Source organism: Flavobacterium sp., from assembly GCF_044357305.1.
Lineage (GTDB): Bacteria > Bacteroidota > Bacteroidia > Flavobacteriales > Flavobacteriaceae > Flavobacterium.
The window spans coordinates 19,028-43,877 of the sequence record NZ_JBIKPS010000019.1 but is presented as its reverse complement, the minus strand read 5'-3'; the positions used below and the strand labels follow the sequence as shown (position 1 = coordinate 43,877).

At 34.2% G+C, this 24,850-nt stretch carries 22 protein-coding genes; 10 read left to right on the top strand and 12 right to left on the bottom strand.

Going from position 1 to position 24,850, the window contains the following annotated elements; translation table 11 throughout:
- Positions 1-35: 35 nt before the first annotated feature.
- The 8 genes from sucD to ACIQ2J_RS11310 form a co-directional block, all read right to left on the bottom strand.
- Positions 36-908 carry a succinate--CoA ligase subunit alpha gene (sucD, locus tag ACIQ2J_RS11345; RefSeq protein WP_396169823.1) on the bottom strand — a complete coding sequence of 291 codons (873 nt, stop codon included), beginning with the start codon at positions 906-908 and terminating at the stop codon, positions 36-38.
- Between the two features lie 119 nt (positions 909-1,027).
- Positions 1,028-1,390 (bottom strand): nuclear transport factor 2 family protein, encoded by a 363-nt coding sequence (locus ACIQ2J_RS11340; protein ID WP_396169820.1) that lies wholly within the window; start codon positions 1,388-1,390, stop codon positions 1,028-1,030.
- On the bottom strand, positions 1,390-2,319 hold the full coding sequence (locus ACIQ2J_RS11335; protein ID WP_396169818.1) for a UDP-3-O-(3-hydroxymyristoyl)glucosamine N-acyltransferase: 930 nt from the start codon (positions 2,317-2,319) through the stop codon (positions 1,390-1,392). Before ACIQ2J_RS11335 ends, ACIQ2J_RS11340 begins: the two co-directional genes overlap by 1 nt.
- A 62-nt stretch (positions 2,320-2,381) precedes the next feature.
- The gene (gene efp / locus ACIQ2J_RS11330; protein ID WP_396169816.1) at positions 2,382-2,948 is read right to left on the bottom strand and encodes an elongation factor P; all 567 of its coding nucleotides are present in this window, start codon (positions 2,946-2,948) and stop codon (positions 2,382-2,384) included.
- A gap of 109 nt (positions 2,949-3,057) precedes the next feature.
- Positions 3,058-3,843 carry an acyl-ACP--UDP-N-acetylglucosamine O-acyltransferase gene (lpxA, locus tag ACIQ2J_RS11325; protein WP_396169814.1) on the bottom strand — a complete coding sequence of 262 codons (786 nt, stop codon included), beginning with the start codon at positions 3,841-3,843 and terminating at the stop codon, positions 3,058-3,060.
- A gap of 75 nt (positions 3,844-3,918) precedes the next feature.
- On the bottom strand, positions 3,919-5,307 hold the full coding sequence (locus tag ACIQ2J_RS11320) for a bifunctional UDP-3-O-[3-hydroxymyristoyl] N-acetylglucosamine deacetylase/3-hydroxyacyl-ACP dehydratase (RefSeq protein ID WP_396169811.1): 1,389 nt from the start codon (positions 5,305-5,307) through the stop codon (positions 3,919-3,921).
- 23 nt (positions 5,308-5,330) lie between these two features.
- On the bottom strand, positions 5,331-6,350 hold the full coding sequence (gene lpxD / locus ACIQ2J_RS11315) for a UDP-3-O-(3-hydroxymyristoyl)glucosamine N-acyltransferase (protein WP_396169809.1): 1,020 nt from the start codon (positions 6,348-6,350) through the stop codon (positions 5,331-5,333).
- A gap of 110 nt (positions 6,351-6,460) precedes the next feature.
- Positions 6,461-7,696: an HD domain-containing protein gene (locus ACIQ2J_RS11310; protein ID WP_396169807.1), complete on the bottom strand. Its 1,236-nt coding sequence runs from the start codon at positions 7,694-7,696 to the stop codon at positions 6,461-6,463.
- A 400-nt stretch (positions 7,697-8,096) separates the two neighbouring features.
- On the opposite strand from ACIQ2J_RS11310, the gene lpxD (ACIQ2J_RS11305) reads away from it, so the two are divergent.
- Positions 8,097-9,086 (top strand): UDP-3-O-(3-hydroxymyristoyl)glucosamine N-acyltransferase, encoded by a 990-nt coding sequence (gene lpxD, locus ACIQ2J_RS11305; protein WP_396169804.1) that lies wholly within the window; start codon positions 8,097-8,099, stop codon positions 9,084-9,086.
- A gap of 190 nt (positions 9,087-9,276) precedes the next feature.
- On the opposite strand, the gene ACIQ2J_RS11300 is transcribed toward lpxD (ACIQ2J_RS11305), so the two are convergent.
- Complete coding sequence (locus ACIQ2J_RS11300) at positions 9,277-10,782, bottom strand: aldehyde dehydrogenase family protein (protein ID WP_396169802.1); 1,506 nt, start codon at positions 10,780-10,782, stop codon at positions 9,277-9,279.
- Between the two features lie 250 nt (positions 10,783-11,032).
- Here ACIQ2J_RS11300 and pheT point away from each other — a divergent pair, with 250 nt between their 5' ends.
- Complete coding sequence (pheT, locus tag ACIQ2J_RS11295; protein ID WP_396169800.1) at positions 11,033-13,453, top strand: phenylalanine--tRNA ligase subunit beta; 2,421 nt, start codon at positions 11,033-11,035, stop codon at positions 13,451-13,453.
- 76 nt (positions 13,454-13,529) lie between these two features.
- On the opposite strand, the gene ACIQ2J_RS11290 is transcribed toward pheT, so the two are convergent.
- Both ACIQ2J_RS11290 and corA read right to left on the bottom strand, forming a co-directional pair.
- Positions 13,530-13,697 carry a hypothetical protein gene (locus ACIQ2J_RS11290; RefSeq protein WP_396169798.1) on the bottom strand — a complete coding sequence of 56 codons (168 nt, stop codon included), beginning with the start codon at positions 13,695-13,697 and terminating at the stop codon, positions 13,530-13,532.
- 99 nt (positions 13,698-13,796) lie between these two features.
- Positions 13,797-14,867: a magnesium/cobalt transporter CorA gene (gene corA / locus ACIQ2J_RS11285; protein ID WP_396169796.1), complete on the bottom strand. Its 1,071-nt coding sequence runs from the start codon at positions 14,865-14,867 to the stop codon at positions 13,797-13,799.
- Between the two features lie 68 nt (positions 14,868-14,935).
- On the opposite strand from corA, the gene hutI reads away from it, so the two are divergent.
- The 8 genes from hutI to gap all read left to right on the top strand — a co-directional run bounded on the left by hutI (position 14,936) and on the right by gap (position 23,648).
- Positions 14,936-16,174: an imidazolonepropionase gene (hutI, locus tag ACIQ2J_RS11280; RefSeq protein ID WP_396169794.1), complete on the top strand. Its 1,239-nt coding sequence runs from the start codon at positions 14,936-14,938 to the stop codon at positions 16,172-16,174.
- Between the two features lie 64 nt (positions 16,175-16,238).
- A complete protein-coding gene (gene murB / locus ACIQ2J_RS11275) occupies positions 16,239-17,252 on the top strand; it encodes a UDP-N-acetylmuramate dehydrogenase (protein ID WP_396169790.1) in 1,014 nt (337 codons plus the stop codon).
- Between the two features lie 157 nt (positions 17,253-17,409).
- Entirely contained in the window at positions 17,410-18,639 is a 1,230-nt protein-coding gene (locus tag ACIQ2J_RS11270) for an ATP-binding protein (RefSeq protein ID WP_396169788.1), read from the top strand.
- Positions 18,640-18,764: 125 nt separating this feature from the next.
- The gene (locus tag ACIQ2J_RS11265) at positions 18,765-19,871 is read left to right on the top strand and encodes a glycosyltransferase (RefSeq protein WP_396169786.1); all 1,107 of its coding nucleotides are present in this window, start codon (positions 18,765-18,767) and stop codon (positions 19,869-19,871) included.
- A complete protein-coding gene (locus ACIQ2J_RS11260) occupies positions 19,862-20,413 on the top strand; it encodes an RNA polymerase sigma factor (protein ID WP_396169784.1) in 552 nt (183 codons plus the stop codon). Before ACIQ2J_RS11265 ends, ACIQ2J_RS11260 begins: the two co-directional genes overlap by 10 nt.
- Before the next feature lie 408 nt (positions 20,414-20,821).
- Positions 20,822-21,622 carry an energy transducer TonB gene (locus ACIQ2J_RS11255; RefSeq protein ID WP_396169782.1) on the top strand — a complete coding sequence of 267 codons (801 nt, stop codon included), beginning with the start codon at positions 20,822-20,824 and terminating at the stop codon, positions 21,620-21,622.
- Between the two features lie 154 nt (positions 21,623-21,776).
- Positions 21,777-22,646 (top strand): lipoyl synthase, encoded by an 870-nt coding sequence (lipA, locus tag ACIQ2J_RS11250; RefSeq protein WP_396169780.1) that lies wholly within the window; start codon positions 21,777-21,779, stop codon positions 22,644-22,646.
- A gap of 12 nt (positions 22,647-22,658) precedes the next feature.
- Positions 22,659-23,648 carry a type I glyceraldehyde-3-phosphate dehydrogenase gene (gap, locus tag ACIQ2J_RS11245; protein ID WP_396169777.1) on the top strand — a complete coding sequence of 330 codons (990 nt, stop codon included), beginning with the start codon at positions 22,659-22,661 and terminating at the stop codon, positions 23,646-23,648.
- Between the two features lie 157 nt (positions 23,649-23,805).
- Here the strand turns inward: gap and ACIQ2J_RS11240 are convergent, their stop codons facing one another.
- Positions 23,806-24,618, bottom strand: a complete 813-nt coding sequence (locus ACIQ2J_RS11240; RefSeq protein WP_396169775.1) for a purine-nucleoside phosphorylase — start codon at positions 24,616-24,618, stop codon at positions 23,806-23,808.
- Between the last annotated feature and the right edge of the window lie 232 nt (positions 24,619-24,850).

Below are 24,850 nucleotides of genomic sequence, written 5' to 3'. Positions count from 1 at the left end.
TTTTTCTTTATGCGTCTTGTCAGAATAACGTCTAACTATCCAAGTACTTCTTTTACTTTTTTACCAATTTCAGCTGGAGAATCCACAACGTGAATACCACATTCTCTCATGATACGTTTTTTAGCTTCTGCAGTATCGTCCGCACCACCAACAATAGCACCAGCATGCCCCATTGTACGTCCTTTAGGAGCTGTTTCACCTGCAATAAAACCAATTACTGGTTTACGATTACCATCGGCTTTAATCCATTTAGCAGCATCTGCTTCTAGTTGACCTCCAATTTCTCCAATCATAACAATACAATTAGTTTCTGGATCATTCATTAACAATTCTACTGCTTCTTTAGTAGTAGTTCCAATAATTGGATCTCCACCAATACCAATTGCTGTAGTAATTCCTAAGCCTTGTTTTACTACTTGGTCTGCAGCTTCATAAGTTAATGTTCCTGATTTAGAAACAATTCCAACAGTTCCTTTTTCGAAAACAAAACCTGGCATGATACCAACTTTGGCTTCACCTGGAGTAATTACTCCAGGACAGTTAGGTCCTATTAATCTACATTCTCTATCTTTAATGTAAGCATACGCTTTAATCATATCGGCAACCGGAATACCTTCTGTAATACAGATGATTACTTTGATACCTGCATCGGCAGCTTCCATAATTGCATCGGCTGCAAAAGCTGGTGGTACAAAAATGATAGTAGTATCTGCACCTGCTAGTTCAACAGCATCTTTAACGGTATTAAAAACAGGACGATCAAGGTGCGTTGAACCACCTTTTCCTGGTGTTACTCCACCTACTACGTTAGTTCCGTATTCAATCATTTGCTGTGCGTGGAAAGTTCCTTCGCTTCCAGTAAATCCTTGAACTATTATTTTTGAATCTTTATTAACTAAAACGCTCATGATATGTATATTATATTGTGTTTAAATTTTCGTGTTGCAAAAGTATAAAATAGTAATTAGTAATTAGCCATTAGTAATTAGTTTTTTAACTAAATCTTGCTAAATTTCTATATATGTTTTTAATTGAATTGACTCATTTGGTAACCTCGGTACAATTTATTGTCTTTTACTTCCCAAATAACAAAAAAATGTGCCAATAGCATTTCCTCTCTTGGGTTTTCAAATGTTTTTACAAAATGAGAATAACGAATAGAAACCATGGAACCTTCTTCAATAACATGGGTTATTCGCATTTTGGAACGAACATAAGCTTTTTTTAAATCTAATGTTAGATTTAAAACATCTTGGCGGTCCATTTGAACAAAACCTTTACTACTATTCCATTCTATAATTAAATCGGGATGCAAAAATTCATTTACTTCCGATTGATTTAAAATCACATCATTTTTATAGAAATCTAAAACTAATTCTTTTGGTGTCATTACTTAAGATTTTTTATTAGTTCTGGAATACGTTTGATATAAGCCAATTGTTTTAACTTTTCGCGAGATTCTTCAATGGGAGTTCCAAAATAAGATTTACCTCCTTCCACTGATTTTGTAACTCCAGTTTGACCCAAAATTACTGCTTTGGCACCAATAGTAATGCCACTTGTAGTTCCTACTTGCCCCCAAAGAGTAACTTCGTCTTCAATAATTACGCAACCAGCAATACCCGTTTGTGCAGCAATTAGGCATTTTTTACCAATAATCGTATCATGACCAACATGCACTTGGTTGTCAATTTTGGTTCCTTCACCAATAGTTGTATCGCCTGTAACCCCTTTATCAATGGTACAAAGCGCTCCAATTCCAACATTATTTTCAATAACTACTCTTCCCCCCGAAAGGAGTTGATCAAAACCTTCTGCTCTTTTTTTGTAATAAAAAGCATCAGCACCAAGAATAGTTCCGGCTTGAATGACTACATTATCTCCAATTACACAATTATCATAAATGGAAACATTAGAATGAATAATACAATTGCTTCCGATAGTTACATTATGTCCTATAAAACAATTGGGTTGAATAACGGTACCCACTCCTATTACGGCCGATTCCGAAACGGAAACATTAGCAGCAGTAAAAGGTCTAAAATGATTGGTAAGTTTGTTGAAATCTCTAAACGGATCGTCTGAAATAAGCAATGCTTTTCCTTCTGGGCAATCTACTTCTTTGTTGATTAAAACTACAGTCGCGGCAGATTGCAATGCTTTATCGTAGTATTTTGGATGGTCTACAAAAACAATATCTCCAGCTGTAACTAAATGAATTTCATTCATACCAATAACAGGAAAATCATCTGCACCAATATAAGGACAACCAATTATTGCTGCAATTTCTTTTAAAGTGTGGGTTTTGTTGAATTTCATAATTTTAGTGTTCAGTAATCAGTGCTCAGCGTTCAGTATTATCTGAATAATGTTCACTAAAACTATTCTTTAACGCGTTCCATATAATTTCCACTAGCCGTATCAATTTTGATTTTATCTCCTTCATTAATAAATAAAGGTACGTTTACAGAAGCTCCGGTTTCTACTTTTGCAGGTTTTGTAGCATTAGTTGCTGTATTTCCTTTTACACCTGGCTCTGCATAAGTAACTTCTAATACAATTGATGCTGGCATATCTACCGAAATTGGCATGTCATTCTCTGTATTAATTTGAACCATAACTATTGTTCCTTCTTTTAATAAATCTGGAGCATCTAGTATTTTCTTTTCTAAAGTTATTTGTTCGTACGATTCGGTATTCATGAAATGAAACTGATCTCCTTCAGCATATAAATACTGAAAAGTTTGAGTTTCTACACGAATATCTTCTATTTTGTGTCCTGCAGAAAAAGTATTATCCAAAACTTTTCCGTTAGTTAAACTTTTTAATTTGGTTCTTACAAAAGCAGGACCTTTCCCTGGTTTTACGTGAAGGAATTCGATGATTTTATAAATATCGTGATTGAATTTAATACATAATCCGTTTCTAATATCTGAAGTTGATGCCATTTTTTTATGTTTTTTTATTGTTTATAGTTTTTTGTTTGTGGTTTATGGTTTGTAGTTTATCGTTAGCAGTATATTAACACTAAACTATAAACAACAAACTCTAAACATTCTAATACCCCCCTGAATATCCTTTCATGATACCACGAGAAGAATTACGAATAAAATCTAATATTTCATCACGTTCTGGAGAAATTGCCATTTCACCTTCAATAATTCCAATTGCTTGGGATGTATTGTAGTTTTTTTGGTATAAGATTCTGTATATATCTTGAATTTCTCTAATTTTTTCAGAAGTAAAACCTCTTCTTCTTAATCCAACCGAGTTAATTCCTACATAGGATAAAGGCTCTTTTGCTGCTTTAGTATATGGCGGAACGTCTTTACGAACCAAAGATCCACCAGAAATCATAGCATGATCGCCTACATGAATAAATTGGTGCAAAGCAGCCAATCCGCCAATGATGGCATAATTTCCTACAATTACGTGTCCGGCTAAAGCGACACCATTTACAATAATGGCATAATCTCCAATATGGCAATCGTGCGCAATATGTGCTGTTGCCATGATAAGACAATTACTTCCTATTTTAGTTTGACCAGAAGCTATAGTTCCTCTATTGATAGTAACACATTCTCTAACGGTGGTATTATCTCCAATAATAGCTAGAGAATCTTCTCCTCCAAATTTTAAATCTTGTGGTACAGCAGAGATTACGGCTCCAGGAAAAATATTACAATTTTTACCTATTCGAGCGCCTTCCATTATGGTTACATTAGAACCTATCCAAGTTCCTTCTCCAATTTCTACATTGTTATGAATGGTTGTAAAAGGTTCAATTACAACATTTTTAGCGATTTTTGCGCCTGGATGAACATATGCTAACGGTTGATTCATATATTTTTTGTTTATAGTTTGTGGTTTATAGTTTATTGTTAAAGCAACAATAAACTACAAACAATAAACTTTTTCTTATTGTTTTTTAGCAATTTGAGCCATCAATTCGGCTTCGGCAACTAATTTTCCATTTGCGTAAGCATTGGCTTGCATGTGACAAATTCCTCTTCGAATAGGAGTAATTAAATCGCATTTAAATATTAAGGTATCGCCTGGCAATACTTTATGTTTGAATTTAACATTATCAATTTTCATGAAATAAGTTAAATAATTCTCTGGATCTGGAACGGTACTCAAAACTAATATCCCTCCCGATTGTGCCATTGCTTCTACAATTAAAACCCCCGGCATTACTGGTGCATCTGGAAAATGTCCCACAAAGAAATTTTCATTCATGGTTACATTTTTCATCCCTACAACGTGTGTGCTTGACATTTCAATGATTCTATCAATCAATAAAAATGGTGGTCGGTGTGGCAAGATATTCATAATTTGGTGAATATCCATCAATGGAGGCAAATTTAAATCATAAACTGGAATGTGATTCTTCTGCTCAATTTTAATAATCTTAGCCATTTTTTTAGCAAACTGCGTGTTTACATAATGTCCTGGTTTATTGGCAATTACTTTTCCTTTGATTCGTATTCCTATTAAAGCTAAATCGCCAATAACATCTAGCAATTTATGACGTGCGGCTTCATTAGGATAATGCAAAGTAAGGTTATCTAAAATACCATTTTCTTTAACGGATATATGGTCTTTTCCAAATGCTTTTTTAAGATTCTCCATAGTTTCTGGTGAAATCTCTTTATCTACATAAACTATTGCATTGTTTAAATCACCACCTTTTATTAAACCATCATTTAATAAACTTTCTAATTCATGCAGGAAACTAAAAGTTCTAGCATCGGATATTTCTTTTTTGAAATCAGCAATATTTTTAAGAGTAGCATTTTGAGTCCCTAATACTTTAGTACCAAAATCTACCATTGCAGTTACCTGATAATCATCGGATGGCATAACAATAATTTCGCTTCCTGTAGCTTCGTCAACAAAAGAAATAACTTCTTTTACAACATAATATTTACGTTCGGCTTCTTGTTCTATAACGCCTACTTTTTCGATAGCTTCTACAAAGAATTTAGAAGATCCATCCATAATAGGTGGTTCGGATTCGTTTAATTCGATGATAACATTATCTACGTCAAGACCAACAAATGCGGCCAAAACGTGTTCCGAAGTTTGAATTTTAACACCTAGTTTCTCTAAGTTTGTTCCACGTTGGGTATTCACTACATAATTAGCATCTGCTTCTATAATAGGACTTCCTTCAAGATCCACTCTTACAAAAGTAAAACCGTTGTTAATTGGAGCTGGCTTAAAAGTCATTTTCACTTCTTTTCCAGTATGTAATCCAACACCTATAAGTGAAATTTCACTTTGGATGGTTTTTTGCTTTACCATAATTTTAAACTATTATTATATTTTTATTCTAATTTCTTTTTTAATGCGTCTAAATCATTTACAATTTTAGGCAAGTTTCTAAAATGAACGAATGATTTACTAAAATCTCCGTAATTAAATGCTGGTGATCCTTGAACAATCTCACCATCTTTGAGGGATTTACCTATACCTGATTGCGCTTGAATTCTCACATTATCACCAATTGTAATATGTCCGGCAACTCCTACTTGCCCACCAATCATACAGTTTTTACCTATTTTGGAAGATCCTGCTACACCTGTTTGAGCAGCAATCACGGTGTTTTCGCCAATTTCTACATTGTGCGCAATTTGTATTTGATTGTCTAATTTCACTCCTTTTCTAATTATGGTAGACCCCATAGTGGCTCTATCAATAGTCGTACAAGAACCAATTTCAACATCGTCTTCTAAAATAACATTTCCAATTTGTGGAATTTTGCTGTAACTTCCATCTTCTAAAGGTGCAAATCCAAATCCGTCAGAACCTACAATAACACCCGAATGAATTACGCAATTATTTCCTATTTCGGTTTCCGAATAAATTCGAACGCCGGCAAAGAATACACAATTATCTCCAATTATTACATTGTCACCAATAAAGGTATTTGGGTAAATTTTTACATTCTTACCGATTGTAACATTCTTACCCACATAACAAAAACTGCCTAAATATAAGTCCTCACCATAGGTTACATTTTCTGAAAGTACCGAGGGTTGCTCGATTCCAGATTTCATCAATTTAACTTGATTGTAATATTCTAAAAGTTTGGAAAAAGATTGGTAGGCATCTTCTACTTTAATCAAAGTAGTTAATATAGGTTGTTCTGGCTCAAAACTTTTATTAACAATAGTTATGGTTGCTTGAGTAGAATAGATATAATTTTGGTATTTTGGGTTGGACAAAAATGTAAGCGAGCCAAGTGACCCTTCTTCAATTTTTGATAATTTATAAACTTCTGCATTAGGGTTACCCACTACTTCTCCGTCTAATATCCCCGCAATTTGCTCTGCTGTGAATTTCATTTACTTAAATTATATTTCCCATCCTAGATTCAATGGAACTCGTATTATTTATCTTTTCTGCAAAATTGCTTTTTTAACTAGATGCAAAAATATAAAATTAAATTTAAACACTAGGTATCTAATAGTACTTTTGGAAAACAGATGAAATATTTGGTAACTGCTTTAGATAGAGCTCTTACCTGTAATTGATCCGAAGAATCTACTAAATTTTCAATAGTACCATCTTTTTTTAAGATACTTATGGGCTCACTTTCTTTGTTATAGGCTTGGTTTTTTAGTTTTCCTTTAAATACAAAATAGGCAGCTTCTTTGTCGGAAATAGTGTACAAAGCCATTAATTTATTTTTATAATCGGCTAATTTTTCGTTATCGGCTTTTTCATCCAACAGAATAATTTTTAATAAATCGCGATTAATAATCATTTTGCTTAAAGAACTCAATACAAAATCCGAATGGAATTGCCACGATTTTATGGCACCCAAAACATCATAATCGTCAAGTAATGCAAAGATTCGTAACACATCTTCATCAAAGGAAACCATTGTTATTTTATTATTTAAAAAGAACGAAAGCGGCTCACTACAAGGTAAAACAATTCCTTTTTGAGTTAACTCTTTGGCTCTTTTTAAAATTTTAGTTAAGGTCATTTCGGCAACCACCGAAGTCTTGTGAAGATAGGCTTGCCAATACATTAACCTCCTGGAAACTAAGAATTTTTCTACCGAGTAAATTCCTTTTTCTTCCACCACTAATGCATCGTCTTGTACATTCATCATCTGAATCAATCGATCACTGTTGATGTTTCCTTCGGCAACGCCACTATAAAAACTATCCCGTTTTAAATAATCCATCCTGTCCATATCTAATTGACTAGAAATCAATTGCAGCATGAATTTCCTATGGTATTCGCCTTTAAAAATTTGAATGGCTAAATCTAATTTTCCTTCAAATTCCTCGTTCAAAGCATTCATGAATTTTAGGGAAATTTCTTCGTGGTGCACCTCTTCAACTATACTGTGTTCCATAGCATGACTAAAAGGACCATGACCAATATCGTGCAACAAGATAGCAACGTAAAGAGCGTTTTCTTCATCGTTAGAAATAGTAACTCCTTTAAAACGTAGCGTTTGAACTGCTTTTTGCATAATGTGCATGCAACCTACAGCGTGATGAAATCTTGTATGGTGTGCTCCAGGATAAACCAAATACGACATTCCCATTTGGGAAATTCGCCGTAAACGCTGAAAATAAGGGTGTTGTATTAAATCGTAAATTAAAGTATTTGGAATGGTAATGAAACCATAAATGGGGTCGTTAAAAATCTTAAGTTTATTAGTAGCACTCACAAATTAACTATTTTAGTTTACACAAATATAGTCATTTTTTAAAAAATAAAAAAATGAATGATTTAGGCAGAACTATTGATTTATATTTCAAAAAATTAAAAATTTAAATTCCAACTTAATTAAAATTGAGTCAATTTATGGTGAAATGGCCTTTAGATAAAAGCTATATAAATAAAATTTAGCTATTAGTTTAACATTCCTATCCATTTAAGTAAAGAATTAACAATTCTAAAACCTAATTATTTGAAAATAACCTATTTTTGCTTATTGTTATTTTATTTTTTAAGCAAATTATCCTTTTATTAGAAGTCATTAACTTGTTGTTAAGATGAAAATTAATAAATGCTACTGTTTAAAAATAATTAACTTAATTTGAATTTTATTAATTACCCCAAATCAAATGAAAAATTACTCTATAGAATACATAAAGAACATTGTAAAAGGAACAATTATTGGACAAACTACCTTTTCAATAACTGCTCCCGAACAATTAGAATTGGCGAAAGAAACTGAAATTTCTTTTATTGGAAATAAAAAATACGAAAAACTTTGGCAAAATTCTAAAGCATGTGCAGCAATTGTAAACGAAGACATTTCTATTGAACCTGGTGATAACAAGGTCTTTATAAAAGTGAAAAATGCCGATTTGGCAATGTCATTAGTTTTAGAATTGTTTGCCCCTGCCCCACCTCAATTTGCCTTTGATATTCACCCAACAGCTGTAGTAGATGCTTCTGCAAAAATTGGGGTTGGAACTAGAATTGGTGCTAATGTTTATATTGGTTCCAATGTAGTGTTAGGAGAAAATGTAACCATTTACCCTAACGCAACCATTTTAGACGAATGTACTATAGGTAAAAATACGATTATTTGGTCAGGAGTTGTAGTTCGTGAGCGATGTCATGTTGGTGCTTATTGTATTTTGCATCCAAACTGCACTATTGGGGCTGATGGATTCGGATTTAGACCATGTCCAGAAAGAGGATTGGTAAAAATCCCTCAAATTGGAAATGTGATTTTGGGAAACAATGTAGAAATTGGAGCCAATTCATCTGTAGATAGAGGTAAATTTAGTTCTACAATATTAGGCGATGGTTGCAAAATAGATAATCTTGTACAAATAGGTCACAATAGCATCTTAGGTAAATATTGCATAATGGCCGGTAATAGTGGTCTTGCAGGTTCAGTTACCCTTGGAAATGGTGTAATTATTGGAGGTAGTGCTTCTATAAAAGACCATTTAACTTTAGGTGACGGCGTAATTATTGGAGCTGGCTCAGGGGTTGCTGCTGATGTTCCAGCAGGCAAAACAATGCTTGGTTATCCGGCGGTAGAAGCTCGAACTGCTTTAAAACAATGGGCTATATTAAAACGCATGGCGGCACAATAAGTTATGAAAGTTAACTAAATCTATCTTAATAACTCGCTTCTGTTGGAATACTAGAAGCCAATTTACCACCACAAATACTTCCGGAGTAAATTCCAATCGTTTTTTTTGCATAATATCTTAAATTAATAACCGCAAATTCATCAAATATAGCATTTGCGAATTTGCGGTTAAATACTAAAATTTCAATCTACTAAAAGAAACCTAATTTATTTTTGTTGTAAGAAATCAACATGTTTTTAGTTTGACGGTAATGGTCTAACATCATTTTGTGATTTTCTCTTCCAATACCCGATTGTTTGTATCCTCCAAATGGAGCTCCTGCTGGATAGGCATGGTATTGGTTTACCCAAACTCTACCCGCTTGAATCGCTCTTGGTACTTGGTATAACTCATGGGCATCACGTGTCCAAACTCCTGCACCCAAACCATACATAGTATCGTTAGCAATTTCCAAAGCTTCTTCAGTAGTTTTAAAAGTAGTAACGGCTAATACTGGTCCGAAAATTTCTTCTTGAAAAATTCTCATTTTGTTGTGTCCTTTAAAAAGTGTTGGTTGAATGTAAAAACCACCCTCTAAATCACCGCCTAAATGGTTTACATCACCACCACAAAGTAACTCTGCTCCTTCTTCTTTCCCTAACTTAATATACGAAAGAATTTTATCTTTTTGAATTTGAGATGCTTGCGCTCCCATCATCACTGTTGTATCTAACGGACTTCCAACTTTAATTGCTTTTACTCTTTCTAATACTCTTTCGATAAATTTATCGTAAATATCTTCATGAATTAACAATCTGGATGGACAAGTACAAACTTCTCCTTGATTAAAAGCAAAAAGAACAGCACCTTCAATCGCTTTATCTAAAAAGGCATCGTCTTCATCCATAACCGATTTGAAGAAAATATTTGGAGATTTTCCGCCTAACTCTAAAGTTACTGGAATAATATTTTCAGTAGCATATTGCATTACCATTCTACCTGTAGCTGTTGATCCTGTAAAGGCCGCTTTCGATACTTTAGGATTTGTTACCAAAGTTCTTCCTAATTCAGCTCCAAAACCGTTGACTACATTGATTACTCCTGGAGGAAGTAAATCGCCTATGATTTCCATCAATACCATAATAGAAATTGGAGTGCTTTCGGCTGGTTTAAGAACCACACAGTTTCCTGCTGCAAGAGCCGGAGCAAGTTTCCAAACTGCCATTAAAATAGGGAAATTCCAAGGAATGATTTGTGCAATAACACCAAGAGGCTCGTTGATAATTATTGAAACCGTGTCTTTGTCTAATTCATTAATTGAACCTTCTTCTGCACGGATAACGCTAGCAAAATAACGGAAATGATCTACTGCTAACGGAATATCTGCATTAATAGTTTCTCTAATAGCTTTTCCGTTATCTAGAGTTTCTACAGTTGCAATAAGTTCTAAATTTGCCTCTATTCTATCTGCAATTTTATTTAATATAATACTTCTTTCGGTTGCCGAAGTTTGACTCCATGTTTTAAATGCTTCGTGTGCAGCATTTACAGCCATTTCAACATCTAATTTAGTTGAATGTGCTGCTTTGGCCAATAATTTTCCATCAATAGGTGAAACTACTTCGAAATACAATCCTGTAGCAGGTGCAGTCCAAGTTCCGTTGATGTAATTATCATACTTTTCTCTTAATTGTGGTCTTTGAATTAAATTGCTCATATTTTTAGTTTTTTTTGATTCATTCAAAAGTAGTTACCTTATTTAATAAAAAGTAGCACAAAAAAACCATATTATAGCACAAAATTGTTAAGAGTGAAATTAATATCCCATATATTTGAATATATCCAAAAAAATAGCATGATTTTTAATAAAATTAACAAAATAAAAGAAATAGTTTTTTGATGTAAATATATTTTAATGTAAAAGCTACAATACTTATCTTTGACGACTCAAAATATTATTCAATACCATGAAGATTTCATACAACTGGTTAAAACAATTTTTAAAAATAGACGCTCCATCGGAAGATATCTCTAATATCCTTACCGATTTAGGTTTGGAAGTAGAAATGGTGGAAAAATACCAATCGGTAAAAGGCGAACTTGAAGGCGTTGTAGTTGGCCATGTTTTGACTTGCGAAAAACATCCGGATGCCGATAGATTAAAAGTAACCACAGTAGATCTTGGCACTGGTACTCCTGTTCAGATTGTATGTGGTGCTAGTAATGTAGCTGCTGGACAAAAAGTTCCTGTTGCAACTATTGGCACTAAACTTTTTGATAAAGAAGGCGTAGCATTTGAAATAAAAAAAGGAAAAATTCGTGGTCAAGAGAGTCACGGAATGATTTGTGCCGAAGATGAATTGGGCTTAGGAACCAGTCACGACGGAATTATGATTTTAGACGAGAATATAGTTCCTGGTACTCCAGCTGCTAAAGTTTTTAATATAGAAAATGACGAGGTTTTTGAAATTGGATTAACTCCAAATCGTGCCGATGCCATGTCCCACATGGGAGTTGCAAGAGATTTAAGAGCTGGATTGTTGCAAAAAAATGCCACTTTAGAATTGATTACCCCTTCGGTATCTAAATTTAAAGTTGACAAACGAATTTTAAAGATAGATATTAATGTTACCGATTCTAAATTAGTACCCCGCTACTGTGGAGTAACTATTTCTGGAATCACTATAAAAGAATCTCCAAGTTGGCTACAAAACCGACTCAAAGCTATTGGATTAACTCCAAAAAATAATGTAATTGATGTTACAAATTATGTATTACACGAATTAGGACAACCTTTACACGCATTTGATGCATCTCAAATTACAGGAAAAATCACGGTTAAAACTGTAGCTGCAGGAACTAAATTCACTACATTAGACGGAATTGAACGAATCTTGCACGAAGAAGACATTATGATTTGTGACGATCAAGAGCCTTTATGTATTGGAGGTGTTTTTGGAGGTCAAAAATCTGGAGTTTCTGAAAGTACTACAAGTATCTTTTTAGAAAGTGCCTATTTTAATCCAGTTGCTATTCGTAAAACAGCCAAAAGACATGGCTTGAGTACCGATGCTTCTTTCCGATTTGAAAGAGGAATTGATCCCGAAATTACCCAATATGCTTTAAAACGCGCAGCAATATTGATTCAAGAAGTTGCTGGTGGCGAAATTACTTCCGACATTATAGATCTTTACCCAAAGAAAATAGAAGATTTTGCTGTTTTCTTAAATTACGAAAAAGCGTTCAAATTAATCGGACAAGAATTACCGAAAGAAACCATCAAAAAAATTGTTGCTTCTTTAGATATTAAAGTAAACAGTTCTTCGGATGCAGGTTTAGGATTAATAATTCCTGCTTATCGTGTGGATGTTCAAAGAGAAGTAGATGTTATTGAAGAAATCCTTAGAGTTTATGGATATAACAATATTAATTTTTCGAATAAACTAAGTGCAACCATCTCTAATGCTCCTAGAACCGAAGATTATAAAGTTCAAAATATCATTGGAAACCAATTGAATTCTTTAGGATTTAATGAAATGATGGCAAATTCGTTGACTACACCTGATTATGTTAGCCTTTCCGAACAATTGAAAGAAGAACATAATGTTACCATATTGAATCCATTGAGTAATGATTTATCGGCAATGCGCCAATCGATGTTGTTTTCTGGACTTGAAGCAATATCCTATAACATTAACCGAAGAAGTAGCGATTTAAAATTATTTGAATTTGGCAAAAGCTACCGAAAATTACCTTCTGGATTCAGCGAAAAGAAACATTTAACCCTTTTTACTTCTGGAAACCGAATTGCAGAAAGCTGGACTAACCCACAAAAACCTTCCGATTTCTTTTTATTTAAAGGATATATTAACGCCATTTTATCTCGTTTAGGACTAGACAAAACTCAGAATGTTCCTGTTAGCAATGATGTTTTTGCTGAAGGAATTGCCTTTGCTATTGGAAACGATATTTTGGTTGAAATGGGAACAGTTAAAAAATCAATTGTAAAACATTTTGATATTAAACAAGAAGTGTTTTATGCCGAGTTCCATTGGGAATTAGTACTTAAATTATTATCCAATAAAATGAAGTTCACTCCGATTGCGAAATATCCAGAAGTACGTCGGGATTTTGCTTTACTAGTAGACACTAACGTAGCTTTTGAATCAATCTATAAAGTAGCGCGTCAAACCGAAAAATCACTTTTAAAAGACATTAATTTATTTGATGTTTATGAAGGGAAAAATTTACCGGAAGGGAAAAAATCGTATGCTGTGAGTTTTACCATTCAAGATACTTCGAAAACCCTTACTGATGTACAGATTGATAAAATTATGGGGAAATTACAATCTAATTTTGAGAGTGAATTAGGAGCGCAATTGCGATAATAAAAACATAAAAAAAATAAAAGAGGCTATCTCAAATAAATGAGTCAGCCTCTTTTGTATTTAATGCAAACTTATATTAAGCTTGCTCTAATTCTCTTTTTTCTTTTCTTTCTTTTAACAACTCTCTTGTCGCACCAAATATCCAATAGAATACAAAGTTAATCAAGAACATCATCAACCAAAATCCAATGGTTAATATAGTTAAGAACAATAAGAAACCTAAGTATTGAGCAAATGTAAACATGTCTTTTGGAATTTTTCTTAATAAATATAGGTCAAAGATAATTCATATATTTTATTCTACAAATAAATTACAGCAAATTATCAACAGATTTTTAAACATTTAATACCATTTCTTCTTTTTAAAATAATAGACCATCCCAAGGAGTAACAAAAACATAATTCCTAATATTACAAAATAGCCATACTCCCACTCTAGTTCGGGCATGTACTTAAAATTCATTCCATATATTCCAACAATAAAAGTCAAAGGCATAAAAAATACCGAAACCACTGTAAGTGTTTTCATTACCTCATTCATTTTATGACTTTGAGTAGAAAAATAGAAATTGGAAGCACTATCTAAAGTAGTTAAATCGTATTCAATTTGTTCCAAAAGTTCCAAACATTTTTGGTGTAGTCGTTCAAAAAAGGTATAATTATTAGCATCAATAGCGTCAAAAACATTATCATCTTTGATACTTTTTATAGAATACAAAGAATCTCGTAACGGAATGATGGAACGCTTCAAAAAATTATAATTATCTCGGTGTTTTTCTATTTGTTCCAGAATAGAAAGTTCAGTACTTTTCTTAGACAAATTAATCAATTCTTCAACTTTATCTTCTTCGTTTTCAATGGTAATATAGAAATTTTCCATAATCGCATCCAATAACAAAAACAACAAATAATCGGCTTGCTTGGTTCGAACTATCCCCGAATGGGTGCGAATACGTTCTCGGATATGTGTAAAGAAATCACTTCGCTTTTCCTGAAAAGATACTAAAATTCCGTTCTTCAGCAAGAAACTAATTTGCTCCGCCATAATATTATCGGAATCTTCATCGGGCAACAACGATTTAATATTGAAAAACAAAGTGTCATGGTATTCATCTAGTTTGGTTCGCTTGGTAGTATTTAAAATATCCGACAACATAAAATTATCTACGCCAAGATAATCCCCAATTTTCACAATATAATCAGGATTGTTCAAGCCATGAACGTTAAGCCAATTGACCTTGGTATAGTCAACATGCTTCTGTATTTGATTTACATCAAATTCATGAAACTCTGCCAAATCCACATCATTGTAAACAAACAACTGAACTTCCGTTTGAGTGTATTTATGAACACCCGTATATTCTAAAAGCGTTGGATGTACTTTTTTCCCTTTTTTGTATTTTATTTTTCGCACCGATTATAATTTTGTCTAAATTTATAAATAATTATTTTTTAAAAAGTAATTTTACGCAAAATCATTTGATGAAAACATTAATCACCAACATTCAAGAACTCCTGCAAATTCGAGATGCCTCTATAAAAAAAGTTTCTGGAGCAGAAATGGCTGTATTGCCTTCTATAAAAAATGCTTATTTAGTTATAGAAGACAATCATATTGTCGACTTTGGTTCTATGGAAAATTGTCCAAGCATTACAGCAGATGTTATTATAGACGCCACAGGCAAAGTAGTGCTTCCAACTTGGTGCGACAGCCATACTCATATTGTCTATGCGGGCAACAGAGTGTTGGAATTTGTAGATCGAATTAACGGATTGAGTTACGAAGAAATTGCCAATCGCGGTGGCGGAATTTTGAATTCGGCTAAAAACCTAAACGAAACTTCCGAGGAAGAACTCTACCAACAATCGAAAGTGCGTTTGGAAGAAGTAATGCAACTAGGCACAGGAGCTGTCGAAATAAAATCGGGTTACGGATTGACGGTAGAAGGTGAACTAAAAATGCTTCGGGTTATTAAAAGACTATCCCAAAACTATCCTATTAAAATTAAAGCAACTTTTCTTGGAGCTCATGCTTTCCCTGCAGAATATAAAGACAACCATTCGGGGTACATAGATTTAATCGTAAACGAAATGTTGCCGAAAATTGCTGCCGAAAACCTAGCAGATTACATTGATGTTTTTTGCGAAATGGGTTATTTTTCGGTTGAGGAAACCGAACGTATTATGGAAGCCGGAAAAAATCACAGCTTGATTGCCAAAATCCATGTTAACCAATTTAATGCCATTAACGGAATTGCAGCTTGTGTAAAATACAACGCCTTATCGGTAGACCATCTGGAAGTAGTAACCGACGAAGATATAGATGTGTTGAAAAATTCCGAAACCATGCCGGTGGCTTTGCCCTCTTGCTCCTACTTTATTAGCATTCCGTACACCCCAGCTCGAAAAATGCTCGATGCAGGATTACCTTTGGCCTTGGCAACTGATTTTAACCCTGGCACAACTCCTTCTGGAAACATGAATTTTGTAGTAGCAACTGCTTGCATCAAAATGAAAATGACTCCTGAAGAAGCCATCAATGCAGCAACCATCAATGGTGCTTATGCCATGGGAATTTCCGATACCCACGGAAGTATAACAATAGGCAAAAAAGCCAATATTATTATTAGCAAACCAATTACCTCTTATTACCAATTACCTTACGCTTTTGGCACTAACTTGATTGAAGAAGTATTTATTGAAGGTAAAAGAATACAATAATCTATATAAAATAGTAAACTTTGCGATAAACTTTGCGAACTTTGCGGTTAAATTTCATTTCAAAATGCAAATTCAAGATAACTTTTCTTTAAAAAAATACAACACTTTTGGCATTGAAGCCAAGGCTAAACAATTCGTTAGCGTTCATTCTAAGGAGGAATTGCAATCGGTTTTAGAAAATCATAAAGCGGATAAAAAATTCATTTTGGGAGGTGGAAGCAATATGTTATTGACCCAAGATATTGATGCTTTGGTAATTCATATTGATTTAAAAGGGAAGAAAATCCTTAAAGAAGACGAAGATTCGGTTTGGGTAGAAAGTCAGGCTGGGGAAGCATGGCATGAATTAGTTTTGTGGACCATCGATCAAAATTTTGGTGGACTAGAAAACATGTCGCTAATTCCCGGGAACGTTGGAACTACTCCAGTACAAAACATTGGCGCTTACGGGACCGAAATTAAAGACACTTTTGTTTCTTGTGAAGCCATGCATATTGCCACCCAAGAAAGGAGAACTTTTCTTAAAGACGAATGTAATTTTGGTTACCGAGAAAGTATTTTCAAACACGAAGTAAAAGACCAATATATCATTACTTCAGTGGTTTATAAACTTACCAAACGCAACCATAAAATTAATACTTCGTATGGCGATATTACTAAAGAATTAGAAAAACAAAACATTGTTACCCCTACTTTAAAGGAGGTTTCCAATGCCGTGATTGCCATTCGCCAAAGTAAATTACCAGACCCTAAAGAGTTAGGAAACAGCGGAAGTTTCTTTAAAAACCCAATTATTTCCAAAGAAGCATTTGAAAAAGTACACGCTTTACATCCAGAAATGCCACATTATGTAATTTCCAAAACCGAAGTTAAAGTTCCTGCTGGATGGTTAATTGAGCAAGCAGGCTTTAAAGGAAAACGTTTTGGCGATGCTGGAATCCATAAAAACCAAGCGCTAGTGTTAGTAAATTATGGCAACGCAACGGGTCAAGAAATTTTAAATGTTTCCAAAGACATTCAAAATACGGTGTTAAATAAATTTGGAATTACTATTGAAGCAGAGGTTAATGTGATTTAAAAATCGATTTTATCTATATTTTACAGGACTAATGTGCATTTTTTTCTTGCTATTTATATAAATTGCACTTCTATTTGTAGAACTACTTAGATAGGCTTAAATTATCAAAACTTGCATTTTTTGTTGTTTTTGATAATTTATTTTATATCTTTGACTTATGAACCACTATACAAATCGTAAAGAATACATTGAAAAACTAATTGCTTACAAAGACAAAGATCTTATAAAAGTAGTTAGTGGATTACGCAGGTCCGGCAAAAGCACATTGCTGGAACTTTTTCGAAAACTATTACTAAAACAAGGTATTGGTAAACGGCAAATTCAGTTCTACAACTTTGAGTTGCCTGAAAATTATTTAAACAAATCGTGGGACGACATTTACTTTGAAATAAAAAAGAAACTGCAACCCGACAAGCCTAACTATATTTTTTTAGATGAAGTGCAAAATATTCCACTTTTTGAAAAATTAGTAGATGGTCTTTTTGCTACAGAAAACACAGACGTTTACATAACAGGTTCTAATGCCTTTTTATTAAGTAGTGAATTGGCTACTTTATTAAGCGGTCGCTACATCGAAATTTCTATTTTACCTTTTTCATTTAAAGAATACTTAACGGCACGTGACATTGACACGAGCAACAAATACCTTAATTACGAAGCCTTATTTTTTGATTTTGTAAACGAAACATCATTGCCCAAAGGCGTAGAATTACGTGAAGAAGGTTTCGATAAAATTTATGAATATTTGGAGGCTATTTACACAACAATAATCGAAAAAGATATTACACAACGCCACCAAATAAATGATAAAAGGGCATTTGGAAACATTGTGAAATTTATAGCCTCAAATATTGGCAATTCGCTTTCACCAAGCAATATCTCAACTACCTTAAAGCAAGACAATCAAAGCATCCATCACGCCACTGTAGAAAAGTATTTAGAATATTTAGTGGAAAGTTTTGTATTTTATAAAGTGAATCGATTTGATTTAAAAGGAAAAAAGCAACTCGCAACACAAGAAAAATACTATTTAGTAGATGTAGGTTTGTTGAATATTTTAGCAGGTAAAGAACGAAACACCGATAGAGGACACTTACTAGAAAACGTTGTCTACCTAGAACTGCTAAGAAGAGGAAACAAAATTTGGACAGGCACAACACGTAATACTGAAGTAGATTTTGTATGCAAATCCCCAACAGGAGAAATCGAATACTATCAAGTAGCATGGCAAATGGTAAATGAAAGTACAGTTGAACGGGAATTTGGCGCATTAGAAAAAATCAACGATAACTACCCCAAATTTTTACTAACGACTGACTCTTTTACCCAAAACAGAAGTGGAATAAAACACTTAAATGTTTTTAGATGGTTGCTCGAAACAAACTAATAGCAAGAATAACTACTGAAGCCAATTTGATATAATCTTGAAATAAAATTTCACAACCATAATTCGTATTTCAAAATTGAATTCCGTACTTTTGCACACGTTAAAAAAAAGACAATAAAGCCATTATGCTACTAATTTTACTTTGTTTATTTATTGCCGTTGTAGTTGTTCAATTTCTATATTATATAGTGTTTTTTGGTAAATTTTCATTTGCTAAACCGCAAATCTCTACGCCAAAAAGAGTCCCTATCTCTATCATTGTATGCGCTAAAAACGAAGAAGAAAACGTAAAAAACTTCATCCCTTTATTAGCACAACAAAACTATCCCGATTACGAAATTGTCTTAATTGATGATGCTTCCAGCGATGAAACACTAGAAGTTTTTGAAGCATTTGAAAAACAATATTCCAATGTGAAATTGGTAAAAGTGCAAAATAACGAAGCGTTTTGGGGAAATAAAAAATTCGCTTTAACCCTTGGAATCAAAGCGGCAAAAAACGAATATCTATTATTCACCGATGCCGATTGTTATCCTAAAACAACCGAGTGGGTCAAGGAAATGAGTGCCCAATTTACCAAAGAAAAAACCATTGTTTTAGGTTATGGCGCTTATGAAAAAATCAAAAATTCGTTCCTAAATAAAATCATCCGTTTTGAAACTTTGCTAACGGCTACCCAATATTTTTCATGGGCAAAATTAGGAAAACCTTATATGGGCGTTGGCCGCAACATGGCTTACAAACGCGAAGAATTCTTTAAAACTAATGGATTTATCGAGCACATGAAAATCCGTTCGGGAGACGACGATTTGTTTATTAACGAAGCAGCAACTGCCAAGAATACCACCATTTGCTATACTACCGATAGTTTTACATTTTCCAAACCAAAAACCACTTTCAAAGAATGGTTTACCCAAAAAAGAAGACACGTTGCCACTGCCAAACATTATAAATCATTTGATCGCAGCCAATTAGCCCTTTTCTACGCAACCCAATTATTGTTTTTTATACTGCCAACAATTCTGTTAGCATTTCAATTCCAATGGATTATCGTTTTAAGCATAATCGTTTTTCGTTATATTTTTGCTTGGATTTCCTTAGGATTTGCAGCCGGAAAACTAAAAGAAAAAGACGTAATGTATTGGTTTCCAATAATTGAAATAATTTTAGTAGTTTCGCAATTCAACATCTTCCTAACTAACACGTTTTCAAAACCAGTGCAGTGGAAATAATTTCCTACATCGAAAAGGCTAAAAATGGCGACCAAGTGGCATTCACTTATTTGCTCGACCATTATTGGAACGAAGTCTATGGATTCATGTTAAAACGCACCGAAAACGAAACCGATTCCGAAGATATTACCATCGAAACCTTCTCCAAAGCATTCGACAAATTAACCACCTACAACCCTGAATTTCAATTCAATACTTGGTTAATTGCCATCGCCAAAAACGTGCACATCGACCTACTTCGCAAGAAAAAATCGAGTCTTTTTGTAGAAATCACCGACGAAGAAGACCAACAAGCCCACAACATTGCCGATAGTTCCCCATCTGCCGAAGACGAACTCATAACCGAGCAAAACCTCGCGCAACTCCTTCATTTTATCAAAGAATTGAAACCGCATTACCAAGAAGTCATCCAACTGCGTTACTTCCAAGAAATGAGTTACCAAGAAATTGCCGAGCAACTCCAAGAGCCCTTGAGCAATGTGAAAATCAAACTCCTTCGCGCCAAAAAACTACTGGCCGAAATCATCCAATCCAAGCGTTAAACCTCATTTTTTCACAATTATAAACATAAAATAATCCTATATTTCTCCCTCTCCTTTGGAGAGGGTTGGGGTGAGGATAGATTAAACAAACTATTTTATTTTTATAATTGTTTTTAATTTTCTCTTCCGAATTATTAGAAACGAATCGGTTGGCATTTTAGTAAACCCTATTCCTGCTGTCCGCGCTACAAGGTAGCTTGCTCCCATCAGGGTTAGTCGGTGATGGTCTTGAATAAATGCAAAATTCCAAAAGAAATATGCAATAAAATAGAACTATTAAAAACAATAGTTTAACATTTTATTATATTTATTACTACAATCACACAATATTAGATAAAACGTTGCGTTATTAAAATAAAAACACTTCGCATATGTAACACCGATACTTAACCTTTAAAACAATAAATTATGTCCAACGTTAGTATCTTTGAAAAAAAGTGGTTAGATCTTGTATTTCAAGACAAAAACCAAAAGTATGGAGCGTACCAATTACGCTTGAATAGTGAAAGAACAACTTTCTTTGCATTCCTATTCGGAATCAGTTTTTTAGTAGGAGGAACTTTTTTATTAAGTTCTTTTAGCGCTGCGCCCGAAGTAATTCCTCCTGTTATCCCTACAGATCCAACTATTCACGTAGTAGAAATCCATCCTCCAACAGAAGAAATTATACCAAAAGCAAAAACTACTAAACCAGAAACTGCTTCGGTTAAAGCCCCTGAGGACAATCACCACTACCAAGTTGCTCCTAAAGAACAGGCAGTAATTCCAGTTACTACAACTGCAGAGGCTCCTATTATTAACAGTCCAACTTCCCCAACAGGAACAGGAACTGCGGGTATTGCAACAATTTCAGGAACAGGCACAGCGGTTACCCCAACAATTACTAATACTGGCCCAGTAAAACTATCGGAATTAGATAGACAGCCTTCGTTTCCTGGCGGAATGAAAAATTTTTATGAATATGTTGGGCGTAATTTTGAAAAACAAGAATTAGAGGAAGAAGGAGAAACCATCCGCGTTTTAGTTTCTTTTGTTATAGAAAAAAACGGCAACATGACCGATATAGAAGTAACTCAAAATACAAACCAAGCCGTAAGTAAAGAAGCCGTTCGAGTTTTGAAATCTTTAAAAACCAAATGGGAACCTGGCTACAAAGACAACCAAGCCGTAAGAACCCGATACACTTTACCTATTGTAGTGCAACTGTAATTGTTGGTTATATATTTTTTTATCCCTGTTGCGTGAAATATCCAACAGGGATTTTTCTTGAAATAACTTTGCCAAATTAACCTTTATTTTTCCATTTTCTTTTCTCTTTTTCTAATTCCAATATACTTATCTTTGCTACTGAAAAAATTAAGGCATGGAATCAATTACGGAAAATACATTACCCATCGGAAAACCAAAATGGTTAAAGGTAAAATTACCAATTGGACAAAAATATACCGAACTACGAGGTTTGGTTGACAAATACAAACTGAACACCATCTGCACCTCGGGCAGTTGCCCAAACATGGGCGAATGTTGGGGAGAAGGAACCGCAACGTTCATGATCCTTGGAAATATATGCACGCGTTCTTGCGGATTTTGCGGTGTAAAAACAGGCCGTCCTGAAACGGTAGATTGGGACGAACCCGAAAAAGTAGCACGTTCTATTAAAATCATGAACATCAAACACGCAGTAATTACTAGCGTAGACAGGGATGATTTAAAAGACATGGGCTCTATTATTTGGTTGGAAACTGTTCAAGCCATTCGCAGAATGAACCCTGAAACTACTCTTGAAACATTAATTCCCGATTTTCAAGGGAATACTAGAAATATCGACCGAATAGTAGAAGCCAATCCGGAAGTAGTTTCCCACAATATGGAAACCGTTCGCAGATTGACTCGTGAGGTTAGAATTCAAGCCAAATACGATAAAAGTCTGGAGGTTTTACGTTATTTAAAAGAACAAGGAATCAAAAGAACCAAATCGGGAATCATGTTGGGACTTGGTGAAACCGAAGCAGAAGTTTTGGAAACCATGCAAGACATTCGCAATCAAAATGTAGATATAATTACCATTGGGCAATATTTACAACCTAGTAAAAAACACCTTCCGGTAAAAGAATACATCACCCCAGAACAATTTGAAAAATACGAAAAAATAGGCAAAGAAATGGGTTTCCGTCATGTAGAAAGTGGTGCTTTAGTGCGTTCTTCTTACCATGCTGCCAAACACATTCTTTAAATTAAATACAAATTGAAAACAAGAATTGCCATTAACGGTTTTGGAAGAATTGGAAGAAATCTCTTTCGGTTATTGCTTAACCATCCCACTATTGAAGTAGTCGCTATTAACGACATTGCCGATAATCGAACGATGGCACATTTGATAAAATACGACAGCATTCATGGAGTTTTACCTTGCGTTGTTTCGTATGACGAAAATGCAATTATTGTAGATGGAAAATCCTATTTGTTTTTTCACGAAAAAGAAATCTCCAATCTTAATTGGGATTCTATCGATATGGTAATTGAATCTACTGGGAAATACAAAACCTTTGAAGAAATTAATGCCCATATTTTAGCAGGTGCAAAAAAAGTAATTCTATCAGCACCATCTGAAGTTCCCGAAATAAAAACCGTGGTGCTTGGTGTGAATGAACACATTTTAGACGGATCGGAAACGATAGTTTCTAATGCAAGTTGCACCACAAATAATGCAGCGCCAATGATGCAAGTCATTAAAGAATTGTGCGGTATAGAACAGGCGTATATTACCACCGTGCATTCGTACACCACAGACCAAAGTCTTCACGACCAACCACATAAAGATTTACGTCGGGCGAGAGGTGCAAGCCAATCGATAGTTCCAACCACTACTGGAGCAGCCAAAGCATTGACTAAAATATTTCCGGATTTGGAAGGAAAAATTGGAGGTTGTGGCATTCGAGTTCCTGTCCCTGATGGTTCCTTAACCGATATTACCTTTAATGTAACTAGGGAAGTCACCATAGAAGAAATTAACTTGGCATTTAAAAAAGCCGCAGAAACCAACCTAAAAGGAATTCTAGACTACACCGAAGACCCAATTGTTTCAGTGGATATTATTGGAAACAAAAACTCTTGTGTTTTTGATTCCCAACTAACCTCGGTAATCGATAAAATGGTTAAAGTGGTAGGTTGGTACGATAATGAAGTAGGGTATTCTTCCCGAATTATCGATTTAATCCAATTTATGAATAAGTAGTTAACACGAATTTTCACAAATTATTTTTTATAAGTTTAAAGTCCTGTAAGGTTTCCAAAACCTTGTGGATGTGAATTATATACCTACAAGGTTTTGGAAACCTTGCAGGATAAACATAAAAATTCAAAATATAATTTGTAAAAATTCGTGTAATAAACTAATATTGAATAATCAATTCTTTAATTAATTTCCGAACGGAAGGCTCTGCTTTTTCAGCCGCTTTCAAGACTTCGGCATGGTTTACTTCTTCAATATTTTCTTCATCCCCCATATCGGTAATAACGGAAAGTCCGAAAACTTCCATCTCCATGTGTCGTGCCACGATAACTTCTGGAACGGTAGACATTCCTACGCAATCGGCACCAATATTTTTTACCATTCGGTATTCTGCCAAGGTTTCAAAAGTTGGTCCTTGCAAGCCCATATATACTCCGTCTTGTACTTCAATATTTAAGGACGCCGCAACTTCTTTTGCTTTAAGCAACATGGCTCGACTATAAGGTTCACTCATGTTTACAAAACGAGGACCAAAACGTTCGTCATTTTTTCCGCGTAACGGATGCTCGGGCATCATGTTAATATGGTCTTTAATAAGCACTATAGAACCCACTTCGTAGTTAGGATTAACACCACCCGAAGCATTTGAAACTACCAATTTAGTTACTCCCAAAAACTTCATCACCCGAACAGGGAAAGTAACTTGTCTCATATCATAGCCTTCATAAAAATGAAAACGGCCTTGCATGGCAACGACTCTTTTGGTCCCGATAGTTCCAAAAACCAAAGCGCCTTTATGACCCTGAACTGTAGATACTGGAAAATTTGGAATTTCCGAATAGGGCAAGGTGCATTCTACCGCGATATCATCTGTAAAACTTCCTAATCCCGAACCTAAAATCACACCATATTCTGGTGTAAAACCTATTTTTTCTTTAATATAACTAACGGTTTCTTGAACTTGTTCCCACATTTAAAATATGTTTTTAATTAAATTATAATTCTGAATTATTCAAATATAGGATATATTTATCAAGAATACAATAGTGAAATCTGAGAGTATTACATTATCAAAAAATGTTAAGGAGGTGAAGAACCTTTCTTGTTTAGGACCTCTCTTACTTATTGTATATATCTTCAATTGCAATTAGCAATACAAACGAAGTTCTAACTTCTTACGAAGACAATTTTGATTTATTTTATAA

What these genes read in the sequence shown, in the direction of transcription:
- hutI (WP_396169794.1), top strand. Translation starts at nt 14,936, where the DNA reads ATGAAAACATTAATCACCAACATTCAAGAACTCCTGCAAATTCGAGAT.
- ACIQ2J_RS11270 (WP_396169788.1), top strand. Translation starts at nt 17,410, where the DNA reads ATGAACCACTATACAAATCGTAAAGAATACATTGAAAAACTAATTGCT.
- ACIQ2J_RS11340 (WP_396169820.1), bottom strand. Translation starts at nt 1,390, where the DNA reads ATGACACCAAAAGAATTAGTTTTAGATTTCTATAAAAATGATGTGATT.
- pheT (WP_396169800.1), top strand. Translation starts at nt 11,033, where the DNA reads ATGAAGATTTCATACAACTGGTTAAAACAATTTTTAAAAATAGACGCT.
- ACIQ2J_RS11290 (WP_396169798.1), bottom strand. Translation starts at nt 13,697, where the DNA reads ATGTTTACATTTGCTCAATACTTAGGTTTCTTATTGTTCTTAACTATA.
- ACIQ2J_RS11255 (WP_396169782.1), top strand. Translation starts at nt 20,822, where the DNA reads ATGTCCAACGTTAGTATCTTTGAAAAAAAGTGGTTAGATCTTGTATTT.
- lpxD (WP_396169809.1), bottom strand. Translation starts at nt 6,350, where the DNA reads ATGAAATTCACAGCAGAGCAAATTGCGGGGATATTAGACGGAGAAGTA.
- lpxD (WP_396169804.1), top strand. Translation starts at nt 8,097, where the DNA reads ATGAAAAATTACTCTATAGAATACATAAAGAACATTGTAAAAGGAACA.
- ACIQ2J_RS11335 (WP_396169818.1), bottom strand. Translation starts at nt 2,319, where the DNA reads ATGAAATTCAACAAAACCCACACTTTAAAAGAAATTGCAGCAATAATT.
- lpxA (WP_396169814.1), bottom strand. Translation starts at nt 3,843, where the DNA reads ATGAATCAACCGTTAGCATATGTTCATCCAGGCGCAAAAATCGCTAAA.
- ACIQ2J_RS11300 (WP_396169802.1), bottom strand. Translation starts at nt 10,782, where the DNA reads ATGAGCAATTTAATTCAAAGACCACAATTAAGAGAAAAGTATGATAAT.
- efp (WP_396169816.1), bottom strand. Translation starts at nt 2,948, where the DNA reads ATGGCATCAACTTCAGATATTAGAAACGGATTATGTATTAAATTCAAT.
- lipA (WP_396169780.1), top strand. Translation starts at nt 21,777, where the DNA reads ATGGAATCAATTACGGAAAATACATTACCCATCGGAAAACCAAAATGG.
- ACIQ2J_RS11265 (WP_396169786.1), top strand. Translation starts at nt 18,765, where the DNA reads ATGCTACTAATTTTACTTTGTTTATTTATTGCCGTTGTAGTTGTTCAA.
- ACIQ2J_RS11240 (WP_396169775.1), bottom strand. Translation starts at nt 24,618, where the DNA reads ATGTGGGAACAAGTTCAAGAAACCGTTAGTTATATTAAAGAAAAAATA.
- murB (WP_396169790.1), top strand. Translation starts at nt 16,239, where the DNA reads ATGCAAATTCAAGATAACTTTTCTTTAAAAAAATACAACACTTTTGGC.
- ACIQ2J_RS11320 (WP_396169811.1), bottom strand. Translation starts at nt 5,307, where the DNA reads ATGGTAAAGCAAAAAACCATCCAAAGTGAAATTTCACTTATAGGTGTT.
- sucD (WP_396169823.1), bottom strand. Translation starts at nt 908, where the DNA reads ATGAGCGTTTTAGTTAATAAAGATTCAAAAATAATAGTTCAAGGATTT.